Origin of the sequence: Shewanella schlegeliana (genome assembly GCF_016765635.1) — a bacterium.
Taxonomy (GTDB): domain Bacteria; phylum Pseudomonadota; class Gammaproteobacteria; order Enterobacterales; family Shewanellaceae; genus Shewanella; species Shewanella schlegeliana.
This window is the reverse complement of record NZ_JAESVD010000009.1, coordinates 1-20,648: the sequence shown is the minus strand read 5'-3', so window position 1 is coordinate 20,648 and position 20,648 is coordinate 1. Positions and strand designations below refer to the sequence as shown.

16 protein-coding genes and 1 rRNA gene are annotated in these 20,648 nt (G+C 47.3%); 16 read left to right on the top strand and 1 reads right to left on the bottom strand.

All coding sequences use genetic code 11. From position 1 onward, the window contains the following. Positions 1–10: 10 nt before the first annotated feature. The 13 genes from ftsL (at position 11) to lpxC (ending at position 15,563) form a co-directional block, all read left to right on the top strand. Positions 11–325, top strand: a complete 315-nt coding sequence (gene ftsL, locus JMA39_RS15210; protein ID WP_202722711.1) for a cell division protein FtsL — start codon at positions 11–13, stop codon at positions 323–325. Then, positions 322–2,058 (top strand): peptidoglycan D,D-transpeptidase FtsI family protein, encoded by a 1,737-nt coding sequence (locus tag JMA39_RS15205; protein ID WP_202722710.1) that lies wholly within the window; start codon positions 322–324, stop codon positions 2,056–2,058. The genes ftsL and JMA39_RS15205 overlap by 4 nt, the downstream gene beginning before the upstream one ends. Further along, on the top strand, positions 2,058–3,524 hold the full coding sequence (gene murE, locus JMA39_RS15200) for a UDP-N-acetylmuramoyl-L-alanyl-D-glutamate--2,6-diaminopimelate ligase (protein WP_202722709.1): 1,467 nt from the start codon (positions 2,058–2,060) through the stop codon (positions 3,522–3,524). The genes JMA39_RS15205 and murE overlap by 1 nt, the downstream gene beginning before the upstream one ends. Beyond that, entirely contained in the window at positions 3,521–4,900 is a 1,380-nt protein-coding gene (locus JMA39_RS15195; protein ID WP_202722708.1) for a UDP-N-acetylmuramoyl-tripeptide--D-alanyl-D-alanine ligase, read from the top strand. Before murE ends, JMA39_RS15195 begins: the two co-directional genes overlap by 4 nt. Further along, positions 4,900–5,982, top strand: coding sequence for a phospho-N-acetylmuramoyl-pentapeptide-transferase (gene mraY / locus JMA39_RS15190; protein ID WP_202722707.1), 1,083 nt, complete (start codon positions 4,900–4,902; stop codon positions 5,980–5,982). The genes JMA39_RS15195 and mraY overlap by 1 nt, the downstream gene beginning before the upstream one ends. 57 nt (positions 5,983–6,039) lie before the next feature. After that, complete coding sequence (gene murD / locus JMA39_RS15185) at positions 6,040–7,359, top strand: UDP-N-acetylmuramoyl-L-alanine--D-glutamate ligase (RefSeq protein ID WP_202722706.1); 1,320 nt, start codon at positions 6,040–6,042, stop codon at positions 7,357–7,359. Next, positions 7,349–8,566 (top strand): cell division protein FtsW, encoded by a 1,218-nt coding sequence (gene ftsW / locus JMA39_RS15180; protein WP_202722705.1) that lies wholly within the window; start codon positions 7,349–7,351, stop codon positions 8,564–8,566. The genes murD and ftsW overlap by 11 nt, the downstream gene beginning before the upstream one ends. Before the next feature lie 11 nt (positions 8,567–8,577). Then, complete coding sequence (murG, locus tag JMA39_RS15175; protein WP_202722898.1) at positions 8,578–9,675, top strand: undecaprenyldiphospho-muramoylpentapeptide beta-N-acetylglucosaminyltransferase; 1,098 nt, start codon at positions 8,578–8,580, stop codon at positions 9,673–9,675. A 1-nt stretch (position 9,676) separates the two neighbouring features. Beyond that, positions 9,677–11,146 (top strand): UDP-N-acetylmuramate--L-alanine ligase, encoded by a 1,470-nt coding sequence (gene murC / locus JMA39_RS15170; protein WP_202722704.1) that lies wholly within the window; start codon positions 9,677–9,679, stop codon positions 11,144–11,146. Positions 11,147–11,251: 105 nt separating this feature from the next. Continuing rightward, positions 11,252–12,016: a cell division protein FtsQ/DivIB gene (locus JMA39_RS15165; protein WP_202722703.1), complete on the top strand. Its 765-nt coding sequence runs from the start codon at positions 11,252–11,254 to the stop codon at positions 12,014–12,016. Positions 12,017–12,019: 3 nt separating this feature from the next. Continuing rightward, positions 12,020–13,255 (top strand): cell division protein FtsA, encoded by a 1,236-nt coding sequence (gene ftsA / locus JMA39_RS15160; RefSeq protein ID WP_202722702.1) that lies wholly within the window; start codon positions 12,020–12,022, stop codon positions 13,253–13,255. Positions 13,256–13,286: 31 nt separating this feature from the next. After that, the gene (gene ftsZ / locus JMA39_RS15155; RefSeq protein WP_202722701.1) at positions 13,287–14,465 is read left to right on the top strand and encodes a cell division protein FtsZ; all 1,179 of its coding nucleotides are present in this window, start codon (positions 13,287–13,289) and stop codon (positions 14,463–14,465) included. A gap of 177 nt (positions 14,466–14,642) precedes the next feature. Beyond that, the gene (lpxC, locus tag JMA39_RS15150; RefSeq protein ID WP_202722700.1) at positions 14,643–15,563 is read left to right on the top strand and encodes a UDP-3-O-acyl-N-acetylglucosamine deacetylase; all 921 of its coding nucleotides are present in this window, start codon (positions 14,643–14,645) and stop codon (positions 15,561–15,563) included. 7 nt (positions 15,564–15,570) lie between these two features. Here lpxC and JMA39_RS15145 read toward each other — a convergent pair whose 3' ends face one another. After that, positions 15,571–16,023, bottom strand: a complete 453-nt coding sequence (locus tag JMA39_RS15145) for a DUF721 domain-containing protein (protein ID WP_202722699.1) — start codon at positions 16,021–16,023, stop codon at positions 15,571–15,573. 27 nt (positions 16,024–16,050) lie between these two features. On the opposite strand from JMA39_RS15145, the gene JMA39_RS15140 reads away from it, so the two are divergent. The 3 genes from JMA39_RS15140 to JMA39_RS15130 all read left to right on the top strand — a co-directional run. Further along, positions 16,051–16,950, top strand: coding sequence for a M23 family metallopeptidase (locus JMA39_RS15140; protein ID WP_202722698.1), 900 nt, complete (start codon positions 16,051–16,053; stop codon positions 16,948–16,950). A 60-nt stretch (positions 16,951–17,010) separates the two neighbouring features. After that, entirely contained in the window at positions 17,011–19,734 is a 2,724-nt protein-coding gene (gene secA, locus JMA39_RS15135) for a preprotein translocase subunit SecA (RefSeq protein WP_202722697.1), read from the top strand. Between the two features lie 798 nt (positions 19,735–20,532). Beyond that, positions 20,533–20,648 (top strand): 16S ribosomal RNA (locus JMA39_RS15130); the annotation flags it as partial.

Genomic DNA, 20,648 nt, shown 5'->3' with positions numbered 1-20,648 from the left:
AGAGGCTTAGGTGAGTAAAGCTCAATTGAATTTAACCCGCATTGTGCTGCTCGATCTGTGGCATCACAAATGGATCATGATGCTAGCACTGCTGGTCATGATGAATGCGATTGCGGTGGTGTATACCAGCTATGAAGGCAGAAGGTACACCAGTCAATGGGAGCAGTTATTACAAGAGCGGGACAGGCTAGATATTGAGTGGCGTAACTTGCTTTTAGAGGAGCAGTCTCGTTCAGAGCATAGCCGGATAACCCGGATAGCGACTAAAGAGCTCAACATGAATCGTCCATTACCAAAAGATGAGGTTGTGGTAAGAATACCATGAGTAAACAGGCGAAGCGTAAACAAAAACCACAGTTGATCCAATGGCGTCTATACGTCGTTGTGGCTTTTGTCTGCCTGATGTTTACCAGCTTGGTGGGGCGCGCGGCTTATATTCAGATCATAGAGCCTGAAAAACTCCGTCACGAAAGCGATATGCGTACCCTGCGTACCACCAGTCGTGAAGTGCAGCGGGGACTTATTACCGACCGCAATGGCGAGATGCTGGCGGTTAGCGTACCAGTAAAGGCTGTCTACGCCGACCCTAAAGTGGTGCATGATAAAAATGGTTTTGCCGATATGCGTCGCTGGCAAGCGCTGGCAGATGTTTTGCACGAGCCAAAAGATGAGATCCTCGAGCGTGTTCAGTCTAATCCGCGTAAGCGTTTTACCTACCTTAAGCGTCAAGTGACCCCGGCTGTTGCCGACTATATCAAGCAACTAAAGCTGCCCGGTGTCTACCTTAAATCCGAGTCTCGTCGTTACTACCCAACCGGTGAGATCTCGGCGCAGTTAGTCGGTATTACCAATATCGATGACAAAGGCATCGAAGGGATAGAAAACACCTATAACGATTGGCTCACCGGAACGCCAACTAAGCAGAAAGTGCGTAAATCTCGAGACGGTCATGTGGTTGAACGTCTAGATATGGTGCAAGAGGGCGAAAGCCCGAATGATTTAGTGTTGAGTATTGATCAACGTATTCAGCAGCTTGCCTATCGTGAACTGAAGAAGGCCACTGAGATCAACCAAGCAACGTCCGGTTCGATTGTGGTGTTAGATGTGCACACGGGCGAAGTGTTAGCGATGGCAAATACGCCCTCCTATAACCCTAATTCTCGTGAAGGTCTGCAGAGCTACCGCATGCGAAATCGTGCGTTAACCGACTCTTACGAACCCGGCTCAACCATTAAGCCGTTTGTGGTGGCTGCCGCACTTGAAGCTGGCACCATTAAAGCGGATCAGATTATTAAGACCAACCCTGGTCGTATGCGTATCGGTGGTAAAATTGTCCGTGATGGTCGCAACTATGGCGATCTGTCCCTTAGCGGTATCTTGGTGCACTCCAGTAACGTCGGTATGACCAAGATCGCACTATCTATGCCAGTGCAAGAGCTATTAGGTGCCTACCAGACTATGGGGTTAGGTAACTATTCTGGCATCAACTTAGAAGGTGAAAGCGCGGGGCTTATCCATGACCGACGTCGCTGGTCTGAGTTTGAGCGTGCTACCTTATCATTTGGTTATGGCTTGATGGCCACGCCACTGCAGCTTGCCAGAATGTACTCAATTTTAGGAAACAAGGGCGTACTCTACCCGGTTTCAATTTTAAAGCTTAAGCAAGAACCGCAAGGCACCCAGGTGCTCTCACCTGAAGTGGCGCAAGGCGTGATGGAGATGCTGGTGGGCGTTACCGAGAAAGGTGGCACCGCACGCAAGGCGCATATCGAAGGTTATCCCGTAGCGGGTAAGACAGGTACAGCACGTAAAGCCGTTGCGGGTGGCTATGGTGAAGATTACGTTGCGTTATTTGCCGGCGTTGCGCCAGTACATAATCCAAAGTTAGCCATTGCTGTGGTAGTGAATGAGCCTAAAGGCGATCGCTATTATGGTGGTGATGTGGCGGCACCAGTATTCGCCTCTGTAATGTCTGGTGCATTGCAGATGCTCAATGTAGAACCGATTTCAAATCGAGAGAAGGTGCGTTTAGCGGCACATTCTAGGAGTGTAGAATAATGCTGATCCGCGATCTGTTGGCGCCATGGTTTCACTATTCAGGATCTGAAGATTTCTTGGATATTACCTTGGATAGTCGCGCAGTAAGAGAGGGCGATCTATTCGTCGCGATTCCTGGCTATCAAGTCGATGGCAGGCAGTTTATTGCAGGTGCATTGGAGCGCGGCGCGAAAGCAGCGCTTGTGCACACAGATTCACCCGAAAAGCACGGTACCGTGATTAACGATGGTGGATTACAGATCCTGTTTTTCCAGCTTAATCGACAAATTTCAGCTTTAGCGGCACAGGCTTACCCACTGTCTCAAGCGCGGCCGCAGATTGTTGGCGTGACTGGGACCAATGGTAAAACTTCGGTGACACAGCTGATTGCTCAGCTGCAGTTACTGCAGGGTAAGCAAACCGCGGTAATGGGTACCCTAGGCAATGGCCTATGGGGTGAACTTGTCGATAGCGGCAACACTACCGCCGATCCCATCACCCTTATCAAGCAGTTGCAGGAATTTGAGCAAAGGGGTGCAGATACCTGTGCGATGGAAGTCTCTAGCCACGGCCTAGTGCAAGGTCGAGTGGAAGCCGTTCCGTTTGATGTAGCGGTGTTTACTAACTTAAGCCGTGATCACCTCGATTATCATCATACGATGGAAGCTTATGGTATCGCCAAGAAGCGTTTATTCCAGTTCGTTAATCTAGGTGGTGGTTTAATCAATGTCGATGACGTTGTGGGCCGTGAATGGTTGGCCGATTTGGCGTCTGACAAGTTATTAGGTTTTAGTGTTAAAGGTGACGCTACTGCTGCGATTTATACCAAAGGTTGTCATTTTCATGATGGCGGCGTGTCTTGCACTTTAGTGTGGCCAACAGGTGAAGCTCAGCTGAACTCGCCATTACTCGGTGATTTTAACCTTTCCAATTTGGTTGCCGCACTCGGTGCACTTTATCTACTAGGTGAAGACATGCACACCCTTGTTGCGCTTGCGGCCAAGCTTGAGCCTGTTGCAGGACGAATGGAGCGTTTCACTAGCAAACAGGGGGTCACACTTGTGGTTGACTACGCCCATACCCCAGATGCTATCGAACAGGCATTAAAAGCGCTGCGTGTTCATTGCAAAGGCCAGCTTTGGTGTTTGTTCGGTTGTGGTGGCGACAGAGATAAAGGTAAGCGCCCAATGATGGCGGCGAGTGCCGAACAGTTTGCCGACCGCGTCATGGTGACCAGCGATAACTGCAGAAGTGAAGATCCTAACGCAATTATTGCCGATATTTTTACTGGATTACAGCGCCCCGAGGTAGCTTTGTCTCAGGTAGATCGTCAGCTAGCGATTAAAGAGCTTGTCGAGCAGGCGAGTGCTGGCGATATGGTGTTGCTTGCAGGCAAGGGCCATGAAACCTACCAAGAAGTTAATGGTAAAAAATTGAATTACGATGAAAGGGCATTCGCAAAAGCGCTTGCCGAAGGTGATGCATGATCAGGGTTTCTTTAGCCGAGTTAGCGGCGCGCCTAAATGGCCAGCTGATTGGCGACGATCTGCCAATCGATAATGTTTCTAGCGACAGTCGAGCGGTAGATAGCAAAACGCTTTTCGTTGCGTTGAAGGGTGAGAATTTTGACGGCCATAACTTTGCACAAGCGGCGGTCGATGCCGGTGCAAATGCATTGTTGGTGGAAAGGGCGTTACCGATAGAGGCTGCACAAATTGTCGTGGCTAATAGTCAGCGCGCTATGGGTGAAATTGGCGCCTATGTACGTGAACAACTTGAGCCCATTTGTGTGGCACTAACGGGTTCTAATGGTAAAACCAGCGTTAAAGAGATGATAGCGACAATCTTGTCGCAAAAGCATCAAGTGCTCTATACCGCGGGCAACTTTAATAATGAAATAGGGGTGCCATTAACCCTGTTGAGATTACAACAAGGTGATGAGTTTGGTGTATTCGAGCTTGGTGCTAACCATGCAGGCGAAATTGATTACACCTCTAGCCTAGTAAAGCCTTGTGTGGCCATGGTGAATAACGTCGCTTCGGCTCATCTTGAAGGTTTTGGTTCGCTGCAAGGTGTTGCCAAGGCGAAATCTGAAATTTTTAACCATGTCGCAAGTGGTGGTACTGCGGTGATCAATGCCGATGATCCATTTGCCGATGTGATGTTAGCGGCATCGGCTCATCTCAAGCAGCTGCGCTTTGGCGTAGAGAATGAGTTTAGTCGAGAGCTTGATATTTGGGCGAGTGAGCTGAGCAGTGACAACTATGGTCGCTACAGCTTTACCATTAATCATCATAACGAGGCGCAGCAGGTTTCGTTGCCTTTAGCTGGGCGTCATCAGGTTTCAAATGCACTAGCGGCAACCAGTATCTGTCTGGCATTAGGTTTGTCTTTGTCCCAAATTTGCCAAGGACTTAGCCAGCTAAAACCGGTCAAGGGGCGTATGTTACCAAACGCTCTTGGTCGAGTGACCGTGATTGATGATAGCTATAACGCAAATCCTGCATCGGTGGGGGCAGCAATTGACTGGCTTCAAGAAATTAAAGGAAATCGCTGTTTAGTACTGGGCGATTTGGGCGAATTAGGCGACAATGCCGCCCTTTTGCATCGTGAGCTTGGGGAGTTAGCCAAAGCGAAAGGCGTTAATGCGCTATTTTGTGTCGGCACGCTAAGCGAGGGTGCGAGTCATGCTTTTGGTTCCAACCATTACCACGATATAGACGATTTAGTTGCAGGCTTAATTCAATACATTAACGAATTACCTGCCGAAATTACCGTGTTAGTGAAAGGTTCTCGTAGTGCGAGAATGGAACGTGTAGTAGAAGCTTTAACAACGGCCTATGGTCGCGGGGAGTTTGTTTAATGCTGGTTTACCTGGCTGAGTATTTAACCCAATTTTACACAGGGTTTAATGTATTTTCATATGTGACCTTTCGAGCCATTTTAGGCTTGATGACGGCAATGGTGTTTAGTCTTTGGTGGGGACCAAAGATGATCGAACGTTTGCAGCTGATGCAGATTGGTCAGGTCGTACGTAACGATGGCCCTGAATCGCATTTCAGTAAGCGTGGCACGCCGACTATGGGGGGGTTACTGATCCTTGCTGGTGTGTTTATCAGTGTATTGCTTTGGGGCGATCTTGGTAGCCGCTATGTGTGGGTTGTGCTATTCGTTTTGGCAACTTTCGGCCTAATTGGCTTTATCGATGATTACCGTAAAGTTGTTAGAAAGGACACCAAGGGACTGATCGCTAAGTGGAAGTATCTGCTGCAGTCTTTGGCTGCTCTGGTGATTGCTGTTTACCTTTACGCATCGGCGCAAAGCCCAGGAGAGACCCAATTAGTGGTGCCATTCTTTAAAGATGTGATGCCACAGCTTGGCGGATTCTTTATCGTACTGGTTTACTTCACGATTGTCGGCTCAAGTAATGCGGTGAACTTAACCGATGGCTTAGACGGCTTGGCTATTATGCCAACGGTTATGGTTGCAGCAGCATTTGCCTTGATTGCCTACCTTTCTGGTCACGTTCAGTTTGCTAACTACTTGCACCTGCCTTATCTGCCGGGAGCGGGTGAACTCGTGATTGTATGTACGGCGATTGTGGGCGCAGGCTTAGGCTTCTTATGGTTTAACACCTACCCAGCACAAGTATTTATGGGTGACGTAGGCTCACTATCTTTAGGCGCGGCACTAGGTGCTATCGCAGTACTAGTACGTCAAGAGATCTTATTGGTGATTATGGGCGGCGTCTTTGTGATGGAGACGGTGTCGGTGATCTTGCAGGTGGGTTCGTACAAGTTACGCGGCCAGCGCATCTTCCGTATGGCACCTATTCATCATCATTATGAGTTGAAGGGCTGGCCGGAGCCACGAGTCATTGTTCGTTTTTGGATTATCTCTTTGTTCCTAGTTCTACTTGGACTAGCAACCTTGAAATTGAGATAACTGACTTAAATTAGATTACAGATTTTAATTTAAATAACGGGATTAGATAGGTCTGATATGGCGCAGCAATATTCACACATAGTTTTAGGTTTGGGTGCAACAGGTTTGTCTGTTGTGCGTTACCTGTGTGGGCAAGGGATTGTTCCTTTAGTCATGGATAGTCGAACTCAACCGCCAGGCGCTGATAGCTTGGCAGCAGAGTTTCCTCAGGTTGAGTTAGTCACTGGTGGCTTTGACTGTCGTTACTTGGTGCAGGCACAGCAGATCATCATTAGCCCAGGTATTGCGTGCGAAACCCCAGAGGTTAGGGTTGCATTTGATATGGGAATTGAGGTGATCGGTGATGTCGAGCTGTTTGCTCGTGCGGTGGCCGAAACATCAGCCAAGGTTATCGGTATCACTGGCTCTAACGGCAAAACCACAGTCACCACCTTAGTGGGTGAGATGGCTAAAGCCAGTGGCTGCTCCTATGCCGTTGGTGGCAATATCGGTGTGCCAGCACTGGATCTACTCCTCGAGCCTAAAGATCTATATATCCTAGAGCTATCGAGTTTCCAGTTAGAAACGACCCATAGCTTGCAGTGCGTTGCGGCAACTTGTCTGAATATTAGCGAAGACCATATGGATCGCTATAGCGATCTTGAGTCATATCGTCAGGCCAAGCTTAAGCTCTATAAGCAGAGCAAAATGGTGCTATTTAATCGTGAAGATGCGCTAACGATACCGAACAACCCAACCAATCAACAAAGCTTCGGTTTAGATGCTCCAGAGGTTGATGATTGGGGGATTGCTGGCGGCATGATAGTGCAAGGTAGTAGCCAGATAATGCCTGTCAGCGATGTTTCACTGGTTGGTAGCCATAACCATGCCAATATCATCGCTGCGATGGCGTTAGCCACTGCTGCGGGGATTGAGCGTGATTTTCAGATAGAGGTTGCCAAGTCATTTTTAGGCCTTGCTCATCGCTGCGAAGTGGTTGCTGATATTGCCGGTGTGACTTATGTCAATGACTCTAAGGCGACGAACGTCGGTGCTACGGTTGCGGCCATTGACGGCTTAAGCGAGCACTTAGGCGAATTAATTTTAATCGCTGGCGGCGATGGTAAAGGCGCAGACTTTAAACCGCTAGAGCCGGTGCTAGAGAAGGTGAGCCAGCTAATCGTTTTAGGTAAAGACGGTGACAAAATCGCAGCATTAAAACCTGGGGCGATAAAAGTTACCACCTTGGCTGAGGCCGTGACAAAGGCCAATGAGTTAGCTACGGCTGGTGATATTGTTATTTTGTCACCCGCTTGCTCAAGCTTAGATATGTACCCCAACTTTATGGCTCGTGGAGATGAGTTCCGCAGCTTAGTTGATGCGCTCCATGGCGAGTAGTGAGAAGCAATTAAGCCTGTTTGGCAATCGGCTGAAATGGTCGTTGCCGAATCTGTTTAGTGATAACTCTGCGCCAGGGATGCAGTTGTACGATAGAGCATTGTTATTTGCTGTATTGTCGTTGATCTGTTTTGGCTTTGTTATGGTGATGTCAGCCTCCATGCCAGAGGCGCAGACTTTAACGGGAAACCCGTTTCATTTTGTTTGGCGTCATGGCGCCTACCTTGTGGGCTGTGTAATCATTGCCGCAGTGGTATTGCAGGTTGAGATGCGCCATTGGCAAAATTTTAGCCCCCTGCTGTTGCTGGTCGTGGGCATCATGCTGGTGGCTGTACTGATTGTCGGTACTACGGTAAACGGGGCGACCCGTTGGCTGTCTATCGGGCCAATCCGTATTCAGGTGGCCGAGATAGCTAAGTTTGCTTTTGCCATCTATATGGCAGGTTATTTAGTAAGACGCCACCAAGAGATCAGGGAAAATGCTAAAGGTTTCTATAAGCCGATTGCCGTTTTTGCCGTGTATGCGTTTTTGATTTTGATGCAGCCTGACTTAGGGACGGTTGTGGTGCTGTTTGTTGGCACAGTTGGTTTGCTGTTTTTAGCTGGAGCACGATTACTGGATTTCTTTGCCTTGATTCTTACGGGGATCTTGGCATTCGTAGCTCTGGTGTTACTCGAGCCATATCGTATGCGACGAGTTACCTCGTTTCTTGACCCATGGCAGGATCCGTTTGGTAGCGGTTACCAGCTTACACAGTCACTGATGGCCTATGGGCGCGGCGATTGGTTTGGTCAGGGCCTAGGTAACAGTATTCAGAAGTTGGAGTATCTGCCAGAGGCGCATACCGACTTTATCTTCGCGGTAATTGGCGAAGAGCTTGGTTTTATCGGCATTATTGCCGTGTTATCTGTGTTGCTGTTTGTGGCACTACGGGCTATCAAACTGGGCAACATGTGTTTGGCACTGGAGCGTGCATTTGAAGGCTATTTAGCCTATGGCATCGGGATCTGGATCTGTTTCCAGACGGTGGTTAACGTCGGTGCCAGTATCGGTATGTTGCCAACCAAAGGGTTAACCCTGCCATTTATCAGTTATGGCGGTAGTAGTTTATGGGTGATGACGGCGGCAGCGATGATGCTTATCCGAATTGACCATGAAAGAAGATTGAGTGTTATCCAGGCCATCGAAGGCCGGACAAGCAAATAATGAGTGAAATGATGACTAACCAAGCTGAAGAAAAACGCATTTTAATCATGGCTGGTGGTACCGGCGGTCATGTGTTTCCTGCGTTAGCAGTAGCTAAGTATTTAAGCCAGCAAGGCTGGAAAGTACGTTGGTTAGGCACGGCTGAGCGAATGGAAGCGAGGCTTGTGCCTCAACATGGCTTTGATATCAACTTTATCGATATTAAGGGTGTGCGTGGTAATGGCTTAATGCGTAAGTTGGCGGCGCCTTTTAAGATACTGCGTTCGGTGATGCAAGCGCGTGCGGTGATCAAAGACTTTAAACCCGATGTGGTGATGGGCATGGGCGGCTTTGCCAGTGGTCCTGGTGGTGTAGCGGCAAAACTGTGCGGTATCCCACTGGTGTTACATGAGCAAAATGCTATCCCAGGCATGACCAATAAACTGCTCTCGCGCATTGCATCAGAGGTTTTGTGTGCCTTTGAAGGCACCTTTACCGATGTTAAGGCGGAAACCGTTGGTAACCCCATCCGTAAAGAGCTGATCGCCTTAGGGGAGCAGCGTGAATACTCCTGTGACGATGACTCATTAAAGGTACTCGTTGTTGGCGGTAGCTTAGGGGCGAAGATTTTTAACGATGTGATGCCGAGTGTGTTAGAGGGGGTTAGCAAGACTCACTCTATGACGGTTTGGCATCAAGTTGGCCGTGATAACCTCGCATCAGTGAAGGCGGAATACCAGCGACTTGGCCAAGATGGCAGTGTCAGTGTTGCCGAGTTTATCGATGATATGGAAGCGGCTTACCGTTGGGCTGATGTGGTGGTATGTCGCTCTGGCGCATTAACCGTATCTGAGTTGGCGGCCGTAGGCTTACCGAGCTTATTGGTGCCTTACCCACATGCGGTAGATGATCATCAAACCAAGAATGCCAAAGTTTTAGTCAACGCTGGGGCCGCTTTCCTGTTGCCACAGCCGATAGTAGATACTAGCAAGCTGATGACAAAATTGTCGATGCTGGCTTCTGATAAACAAGAATTATGCAATATGGGCCGACGTGCTCGAGACGTCGCGATCTTAGATGCAACGCAAAGAGTCGCAAACGTCTGTATTCGATTAGCACAAAAGGGTTGAGATGAGTAACAAAGCAGAGAAGTATTCGCAGCTAAGATCCATGATCCCTGAAATGCGCAGGGTTAAGCACATCTATTTCGTTGGAATAGGTGGTGCAGGTATGGGCGGCATAGCGGAAGTGCTTGTTAATGAAGGTTACAAGTTAAGTGGTTCTGATATCGCACCGAGCGCGGTAACTGAGCGATTAACTCAACTTGGCGCGACTATCTATATTGGCCATGATGCCAGTCAGGTAAAAGATGTCGATGTCGTCGTTGTTTCTACGGCGATTAGTGCTGATAACCCAGAGCTAGTGGCAGCAAAAGAGCTAAGGATCCCTGTGGTACGCCGCGCTGAGATGCTAGCGGAGCTGATGCGTTACCGTCACGGTGTTGCCGTTGCGGGTACTCACGGTAAAACGACCACGACCAGTTTGATCGCTAGTGTTTACGGCCAAGCTGAGCGCGATCCAACATTTGTGATCGGTGGCTTGCTTAATAGTGCGGGCACCAACGCCAGATTAGGTCACAGTCGTTATCTTATCGCCGAAGCGGATGAGAGCGATGCGAGTTTCTTGCATCTGCAGCCGATGGTTAGCGTAGTAACCAATATCGAAGCCGATCATATGGACACTTATGAAGGCGATCTAGAGAAGCTTAAAACGACGTTTGTCGACTTCCTGCATAACCTGCCTTTCTATGGTGTTGCGGTTGTTTGTATCGATGATCCTATCGTGCGTGAGCTTATTCCGCGTATTGGTCGTCGTATCGTGACTTACGGCTTTAGTGAAGATGCAGATGTTCGTGCGTTAGATTTCAAGCAGACAGGCTATAGCTGCGAGTTTACCGTTAGACGTGCAGGTCTCGAAGATCTGCAGTTATCGGTTAACCTGCCGGGTGAGCACAACGTATTGAATTCGCTGGCTGCGATTGCGGTTGCGACTGAAGATGACATTGAAGATGAAGCGATTATTGCTGCTCTGGCTGAGTTTCAAGGTATCGGCCGTCGCTTTCAGCAGATCGGTGAGTTCGCGACAAGCAAGGGCGAGATTAAGTTGGTTGATGACTATGGCCATCACCCAAGCGAAGTTGCAGCAACCATTAAGGCTGCAAGACTAGGTTGGCCAGAGCGCCGCTTAGTAATGATTTATCAGCCACATCGTTATAGCCGTACTCGCGATCTGTATGAAGACTTTGTTGAAGTCTTATCGCAAGTCGACTGCTTGTTGATGCTTGATGTTTATGCAGCGGGTGAAGCGCCAATTCCAGGTGCCGATAGCCGTGCTCTATGTCGCTCTATTCGAGTGCGTGGTCAGGTTGAGCCTGTGTTCGTTGCCAGCACCGAGCAGTTAGAAACGGTATTGCCAGAGATCTTACAAGATGGTGACCTACTGCTGACTCAAGGGGCAGGTAGTATTGGATTGTTGTCACGTAGTCTTGCCGAGTCAAATCTAGGTTTTGATAGTGCGGCAACAGATGAAAAAAATGCGTAATTTTGAGCAATATAGCTTTAGTTACACATCAAATTTTGACGCTTGGAATAAGGGCTATATAATGGCCGGTTTTCCGAGGTTACGGTTGCAAAAGGAAGCCTAAAGGTGTCTTGGCGCGAGAAAGGTCAGCGTGTTCGAGTTTTGCTTTCGCAAGCCGATTGGTATCTGTGTTTCGGGGTGGGGTTTTTACTGTGTGTATTGGTAGGTTTATCGATGGCAGTAATGAAACTAGATTCCGTGCTAAACGATGCCGATGCGCTACCTATTGAAGCAGTTGCGATTAGCGGAGAGCGGTTATACACCGATGACAAGGAGATCCAAGTTGCACTGCAGGATTTAATGCAGCGAAGCTTTTTCTCCGCCGACGTTAATCAAGTGCAAGATGCGTTAGAAGCCTTGCCTTGGGTGTATCAAGCCTCAGTAAGACGAGAGTGGCCTGCTAAATTGAAGGTCTACCTGGTGGAACAAAAGCCAGTTGCACATTGGAATGGTGATGATTGGCTCAATATTTATGGCGAAGTGTTTGATGCACCAGCAAAAGAAGGTATACCTAACTTACCTTTGTTGACCGGGCCTGAAGAGCAAAGTAAGTCGGTGCTAACTACTTACCAGCAGTTAGGTGAACTATTAAGAATTAATGGCTTTAACTTACAGAGTTTAAGTTTGAGCCCGAGACATGCTTGGCACGCACAACTCAATAACGGTATTAAGTTGGAGTTGGGTCGCGAAGACAAGATGGCAAGGATACAAAGATTTATCCACGTCTACCCGCAACTTGCTAAGCAAGATAAACAGGTAGCGATTGTGGATTTGCGCTACGACACAGGTTTGGCCGTAGGTTGGGATGATGCAAAGAAAGAGAGCCGTTAATTAATGACCAAGAATCTAGATAGAAATCTGATCGTGGGATTGGACATAGGGACATCAAAGGTCGCTGTGATCATTGGTGAAGTGTTGCCTGACGGTGAGATTAGTATTGTCGGCCTGGGAAACCATCCTTCAAGAGGCATGGATAAAGGTGGCGTTAACGATCTCGACTCTATCGTCCGCAGTGTGCAAAGAGCACTGGATCAAGCCGAGTTAATGGCAGATTGCCAAGTCTCTTCGGTTTACTTGAGTATTTCTGGTAAGCATATCGAGTGTCAGAATGAAAACGGCATGGTATCTATCAACGACGAAGAGGTGACTCAGGAAGACGTTGACAATGTGATCCATACGGCGCGCTCGGTTAAGATCCCAACGGAACGTCGTATCTTGCATGTGCTGCCGCAAGAGTACGCAATCGATGTGCAAGACGGCATTAAGAGCCCTATTGGCATGTCAGGCATGCGTATGGAAGCTAAGGTACATATTGTGACTTGTGCCAATGATATGGCTAAGAACATCACTAAGAGCGTTGAGCGCTGTGGCTTAAAAGTCGATGACCTCGTGTTTTCAGCAATTGCTTCGGCCGACTCTGTGCTAACTGATGATGAGAAAGACTTAGGTGTCTGCTTGGTCGATATGGGCGGCGGAACAACGGATATTGCAGTTTATACCAATGGTGCATTGCGTCATTGCGCAGTGGTGCCGGTTGCGGGTAATCAGGTGACTAACGATATCGCCAAGATATTCCGTACACCTTTATCTCACGCAGAACAGATTAAGGTACAGCACGCCAGCGCTCGTAGCGCTATGGTGAGCCGTGAAGACAGCATTGAAGTGCCTTCAGTTGGTGGTCGCCCTTCACGTAGCATGTCACGTCACACGCTGGCGGAAGTGGTTGAGCCGAGATACCAAGAGTTATTTGAACTGATCTTAAAGCAGTTACGTGACAGCGGACTCGAAGATCAAGTTGCGGCAGGCATTGTTATTACCGGTGGTACGGCATCGATTGAAGGTGCGGTAGATATTGCCGAGGCAACGTTTGGCATGCCAGTAAGAATGGCGCAGCCGTTGCCAGTTAAAGGTTTGCATGAATATGTGGATCAGCCAATTTACTCTACCGGAGTAGGGCTGCTTCACTATGGTGCGCGCAGAGTGATCGAGCGTCAGTTCGAGCGTCCTGAGCGACAAGGGGTCACCAGTCTTTGGAATCGGGTCCAAAGTTGGTTTAAAGGCGAGTTTTAGTTAATAACGCAGGCAGAACGGAGAAAAGACCATGTTTGAGATCATGGATAGTCATTCAGACGAAGCGGTGATTAAGGTCATCGGTGTCGGTGGCGGTGGCGGTAACGCTGTCGAGCATATGGTTAAACACAACATCGAAGGTGTTGAGTTTGTGGCAACAAATACTGACGCACAAGCGCTGCGTAAGTCTGCTGCATCAACCACAATTCAATTGGGTCGCGATGTAACTAAAGGTTTAGGGGCTGGCGCAAACCCTGAAATCGGTCGTCTAGCGGCAGAAGAAGACAAAGAAAGCATTCGTAATGCGATTAAAGGATCGGACATGATCTTTATCGCTGCGGGTATGGGCGGTGGTACTGGTACCGGTGCTGCACCAGTGGTTGCAGAGATTGCACGTGAAGAAGGTATTCTGACCGTTGCAGTAGTAACTAAGCCTTTCCCATTCGAAGGCAAGAAGCGCATGACTTATGCTGATCAAGGTATTGAGCAGCTAGCTAAGCATGTGGACTCGTTAATTACTATTCCAAACGAAAAGCTACTTAAAGTGCTAGGCCGTGGAACCTCGTTATTAGATGCGTTTGCTGCTGCTAACAACGTACTACTTGGCGCTGTTCAAGGTATTGCAGAGCTAATTACTCGTCCAGGCCTAATCAACGTCGATTTCGCCGACGTAAAAACCGTGATGTCAGAAATGGGTAATGCCATGATGGGCACAGGTGTAGCAAGTGGTGAAGATCGCGCAGAAGAAGCGGCAGAAGCTGCTGTGGCTAGTCCGCTACTAGAAGATATCGATCTTGCTGGTGCTCGCGGCGTACTGGTTAATATTACTGCTGGTATGGATATGAGTATCGAAGAATTCGAAACTGTAGGTAACCATGTTAAGGCTTATGCGTCTGATAACGCGACAGTCGTTGTGGGTGCGGTTATCGATCCAGAGATGTCTGACGAGCTACGTGTAACCGTTGTTGCAACGGGTATCGGTGCAGAGAAAAAGCCTGATATTCAGCTTGTCTCTAAGCCAGCTCCGCGTCCAGAGCCAATCGTACCGGTCGAGACTCGCATTGAACCAGAAGATACGATTGCACCAACTATATCTCATGGTAATACGGCACCGGCAGCTCAAGCACAAGTGGCGACACCTGTGACAGAGAAAAAGAACGAACTTGACTACTTAGATATTCCAGCATTTTTGCGTAAGCAAGCTGATTAACTTAAGTGTTAATAAATAGTTAAGAAATATAAGGCAATACTAAAGTGTTGTCGAAAAGCTGAGTGAATTTTGGTGAATTTGCAAAGATATGCTAAGATATCCGACCAGCATAGCCTACACACGTCTAAAAAGTGTGTGGTTAGTGCTTTTTTGTTGAGATTATAAACGGGTAAATACATGATTTTTCAAAGAACTGTCAAAGAAATGGTTAAGACTACTGGTGTTGGATTGCATTCCGGCAACAAGGTGACTTTGATCATTAAGCCCGCACCAGTTAATACCGGCATTAAGCTAGTTCGTACCGATTTGACGCCAGCAGTGGAAATTCCCGCTGTTGCCGAGCAAGTGCGTGAGACGACTATGTGTACAGCTTTGGTAAATGACGATGGTGTTCGTATCTCAACAATTGAGCATCTATTTGCAGCGCTAGCCGGATTAGGTATTGATAACGCCGTTATCGAAGTTGACGCGCCTGAAATTCCAATTATGGATGGCAGTGCGAGTCCGTTTGTATTCCTACTGCAATCAGTTGGTATTCAAGAGCAGAGCGCAGCTAAGAAATATATCAAAATCACTAAACCAATTCGTGTTGAAGACGGTGATAAGTGGGCTGAGTTGAAACCATTTAAAGGTTTCAGAGTCGATTTTGCAATTGACTTTAATCACCCAGAGATCGCTCGTAGCCAACAGCATATGGTTATGGATTTTTCATCATCAGCTTTTGTTAAAGATATCAGCCGCGCAAGAACCTTTGGTTTTATGCGAGATATCGAGTATCTAAGAGCCAATAATCTTGCACTAGGCGGCAGCATGGAAAATGCTGTTGTACTTGACGAATATCGCGTCCTCAACCCCGATGGCCTGCGTTATGAGGACGAGTTCGTTAAGCACAAGATCCTTGATGCTTTTGGTGATCTGTATGTCGCAGGTCACGCCATTGTTGGCGAATTCTGCGCATACAAAACAGGGCACGCACTAAACAACCAGTTGGTACGTGCCATGCTTGCACAGCAAGATGCATGGGAAATCGTGAGTTTTGAAAAAGAAGCCGACGCTCCCGTCAGCTTCTCAGTACCAGCAGGTGCTGTATTCGCTTAACGGCGAATTAAGATTGCCTTGAACGGCTGGCTAATGCAGCCAGCCGTTTTAGTTTTACCGCTAATGTCCCCTCAGTATGTTCAGCTAATGCCTCAATATGAGCGGCGGCATTTTCACTAATAAGGTTGTGAGCGGCCTTGGGTTTTGTTTCATACATTAACAAGCTTGGGTTGACTTTAACCTCGATTGCGGTAAGCATGGGTAGCGTTTCGGCTTGTAGCAATTGTAGTATTTTGGGTTTTTGGAAGTTAATTCTCGCCGCCCATGCAGCCGTAGTTGTTTCAATAACCAAGATCCCTTGACGTAAATTGGCAACCTTTAGTTGCTCTGTCACTGGACCAGTTAGCACTTGTTTCACGTAGTGATCTAAGTGTAATAACAGTTCTGCCTTTTCAGCTAAATTGGGCATAGTGCCTTGCTGATGCAGTAATTGACTGAGATCCTGAGGGGGCTTTTTCATATGATAATAAAATGGCTTAATTAGGCTATGAGTGTAACAGTTTTTATTCAAGGTCGAAATGGTGCCACCCGCTGGCAACCAGGAAAGCGTTGGCTGCTATTGCCTATACTGCTCATTGCAGCAGGTGCGGGCCTTTATCAGCACAATGCTAAGCAACTTACACAGCAACAAGCTAATGTCGATAGCGAGCGTACGGCTCGTGAAGAACAAAAGGATGAGTTAATCGCGCTGAAGAGTGCAACGGAAACTCAACTCTCGATGTTGGTGGCTCATGTCGCCCGTATGCAGGCTAAACTCACGCGTTTAGAAGCTTTGGGTCAGCAAGTTGCAGTAAATAATCAATTAGAAGATCAATTTGATTTCTCTTCAGAAGTCGGTGTTGGTGGTATCAGTGAATTAGGTACTAACATCGAACTCGATCAGCTTATCGCCGATATGGATAAGCTGGTATCTCGAATAGATAATAATAATGTTCAGCTTTCACTACTTGAAACGGTAGCATCTAATCTCCATATAGATGAAGAACGTTATATATCTGGGCGACCAATTCAAAAAGGTTGGTTATCTTCGCCCTACGGTTTACGTAATGATCCTTTTAACGGTAAACGCACGATGCACAAAGGCATCGACTTTGCCGGAAAAGAGGGCGTCGATGTAATCGCAACAGCAGGTGGCGTGGTTACATGGGCGGACAAGATGTTTGGTTATGGTGAGTTAGTCGAAATTGATCATGGAAATGGTCTCAGTACTCGCTATGGGCACAATAAAGCTTTGTCAGTAAATGTGGGTGATGTGGTCGCTAAAGGCGATAAAATCGCTGTTATGGGGAGTACTGGGCGCTCAACAGGGCCTCATGTACACTATGAAGTGTTGCGCGGTGGACAACAGATAGATCCGCAAAAATATGTCTACCGCAAGGCAGGGTAATCGTAAAATCGGCTTTCAGGCTCTAAAAGGGACTTGGCCAATAACATAGAAGTGGTTCAGATGTTTGGTAAATTACTGACAAAAGTATTTGGTAGTCGCAACGATCGTACACTTAAAGCGTTTGGTAAAGTCGTTAACAAGATTAACGCACTAGAAGCTGAGTATGAAAAGCTATCGGATGAAGAATTAAAAGCAAAAACCGCCCACTTCCGCGAGCGTTTAGACGGTGGTGAATCATTAGATGGTGTTTTACCAGAAGCATTTGCTACGGTACGTGAAGCGTCGAAGCGTGTCTTTGAGATGCGTCACTTCGATGTACAGCTTATCGGTGGTATGATTTTGGATAGTAACCGTATCGCAGAAATGCGTACCGGTGAAGGTAAAACCTTAACGGCAACTCTGCCAGCCTATCTAAATGGTCTAACAGGTAAAGGCGTACACGTTATTACAGTGAACGATTACCTTGCTGGACGTGATGCTGAAAATAACCGCCCTCTTTTTGAATTCCTAGGCCTAACAGTTGGTGTTAACGTAGCGGGTCTTGGACAGGTTGAAAAGAAAGCTGCTTATGATGCTGATATCACCTACGGCACAAACAACGAATTCGGTTTCGATTACCTACGTGACAACATGGCGTTCTCACCTGCAGAGCGTGTACAACGTCCGCTTCATTACGCTCTAATCGACGAAGTCGACTCGATCCTTATCGATGAAGCACGTACGCCGTTAATTATTTCTGGTGCCGCTGAAGATAGCTCTGAGCTGTACATCAAGATCAACACACTGATCCCTAACCTTATTGCTCAAGAGAAAGAAGATACTGAAGAGTATATTGGTGAAGGCGATTACTCAGTTGATGAGAAGTCAAAGCAAGTGCACATGACTGAACGTGGTCAAGAGAAGGTTGAAGTCTTACTGACTGAACGCGGTATGCTTGCAGAAGGTGACTCACTGTATTCGGCAGCCAACATCTCTCTACTTCACCATGTGAATGCAGCACTACGTGCACACACATTATTTGAAAAAGATGTCGACTATATCGTTCAAGACAACGAAGTTATTATTGTCGATGAGCACACTGGCCGTACTATGCCGGGTCGTCGCTGGTCTGAAGGTCTACATCAAGCGGTTGAGGCGAAAGAAGGCGTTCATATTCAGAATGAAAACCAAACTTTGGCATCGATTACCTTCCAGAACTTCTTCCGTCAGTATGAAAAGCTTGCCGGTATGACGGGTACTGCTGATACCGAAGCATTCGAATTCCAACACATCTACGGTCTTGATACGGTAGTTGTTCCGACTAACCGCCCTATGGTTCGTAAGGATCATGCGGATCTGGTTTATCTTACAGCTGAAGAGAAGTATGCCGCTATCGTAAAAGATATCGTTGGTTGTCGTGAACGTGGCCAGCCAGTATTGGTTGGTACCGTTTCGATTGAGCAGTCAGAACTACTACACAGCTTATTGAAGAAGGAAAAGATCCCTCACGAGATCTTGAACGCTAAGTTCCATGAGCGTGAAGCGGACATCGTTGCTCAAGCGGGTCGTACTGGTGCGGTAACGGTAGCAACTAACATGGCAGGTCGTGGTACCGATATCGTGTTAGGTGGTAACTGGAACATGGAGATCGAAGCACTAACCAACCCTACTGATGAACAGAAGGCTAAGATTAAGGCTGACTGGAAGATTCGTCATGATGAAGTGGTTGAGGCGGGTGGTCTACATATCCTAGGCACTGAGCGTCACGAGTCTCGCCGTATCGATAATCAGTTACGTGGTCGTTCTGGCCGTCAGGGTGATGCGGGTTCATCTCGTTTCTATCTGTCTATGGAAGATAGCTTAATGCGTATCTTTGCTTCTGACCGTGTTTCTTCAATGATGAAGAAGTTGGGTATGGAACAAGGTGAAGCGATTGAGCATCCATGGGTGTCACGTGCTATCGAAAACGCACAACGTAAAGTTGAGGCTCGTAACTTCGATATCCGTAAGCAGCTACTTGAATTCGATGATGTGGCTAATGACCAGCGTCAAGTTGTTTACGCACAGCGTAACGAGTTGATGGATGCTGATAGCATCCAAGATACAATTACCAATATTCAGGAAGATGTGGTTAATGGTCTAGTCGATCAATATATTCCGCGCCAGTCTGTAGAAGAACTTTGGGACGTAGAAGGTCTAGAGAAGCGTCTTCAGCAAGAATATGCAATGAATTTGCCTATTCAAGAGTGGTTAGATAAGGAAGACGACCTACACGAAGAGACATTGCGTGAGCGTATTGTTGAGACGTGGGTTAATGCATATAAAGCTAAAGAAGAGATGGTAGGCGAGCAAGTACTACGTCAATTCGAAAAAGCGGTAATGCTACAAACCTTAGATGGTCTTTGGAAGGAACACCTTTCAGCGATGGATCACCTGCGTCAAGGCATCCACTTGCGTGGCTATGCACAGAAGAATCCAAAGCAGGAGTATAAGCGCGAGTCGTTCGAGCTATTCCAGCAAATGCTTGAGTCATTAAAGCACGATGTCATTAGTATCTTGTCTAAAGTACAAGTGCAGGCACAATCTGATGTAGAAGAGATGGAAGAGCGTCGTCGTCAAGAAGATGCAAAGATCCGTCGTGACTACCAGCATGCCGAAGCTGAAGCTTTGGTTGGTGCAGAAGAGAGTGCGGCACTCGCAGCGACTCAACCCGTTGTTCGTGATGGTGAGAAAGTTGGCCGTAACGATCCATGCCCATGTGGTTCTGGTAAAAAGTATAAACAGTGCCATGGTAAGCTAAGCTAATAATCGCACTACAATGGTATAGATAGAAGGGGGACTTAATATAAGTCCCCCTTTTTTATTACTCTTATCTATATTCAGCAAAGTGAGCTGTTACAGAGCGCATTGGCGGTTTAGAGTAAGTTAAGCTATATATACTGGCTAGATTAAAGTGGCCAATATGCTCTAAGTGTTGCCAGAGTCTGTACCTTATCGAGTGTTCGTACTATTTAGATGCAGGGCTAGAATCGCTTAGGAGTGCGAAAAAACGACAACTTTGAAGCTGGTTGTGGATAACTCTGAGGGTAACTAGTGACTAAATTGTGCCTAACTAAATACCTTAAAAAAAGTCTGAAATTATAGGAAAAAGCGCTTGCGCTCTTTTTGAATCTCCCTATAATGCGACCCCACTGACACGGCGCAGCAGGCAACACGCCTAGCAAGCAGAGTTAGTAAGTTAACCTTCTTCGGAAAGATAACTCTCGTGACAAGCGGTTTAAGGACCTTCGGTGAAGACTTCTGATTAAGAATTCAACGCTTGAAAAACTTCTTAAAATAAACGCTTGACGCCAACAACGGGAAGTGTAGAATACGCCTCCTCAGCCAAACGACCTAAGCGTCTAAGGCGAAGTCTGAAAGATGACTTCACGCTCTTTAACAATATGACAAGCAAATCTGTGTGGACACTCACAGAGATTAAGTTATTCGAAATTGCTTCTAACGAAGCAATCAAAAATTTACTTAATGAATGAGTGTTCATAGCAATATGTAATACAGAATTCGTTGAGCCGCTGACCCTTTCGAGGTGAAGCAAAAAAACTTTAATTGAAGAGTTTGATCATGGCTCAGATTGAACGCTGGCGGCAGGCCTAACACATGCAAGTCGAGCGGTAACACAAGGGAGCTTGCTCCTGAGGTGACGAGCGGCGGACGGGTGA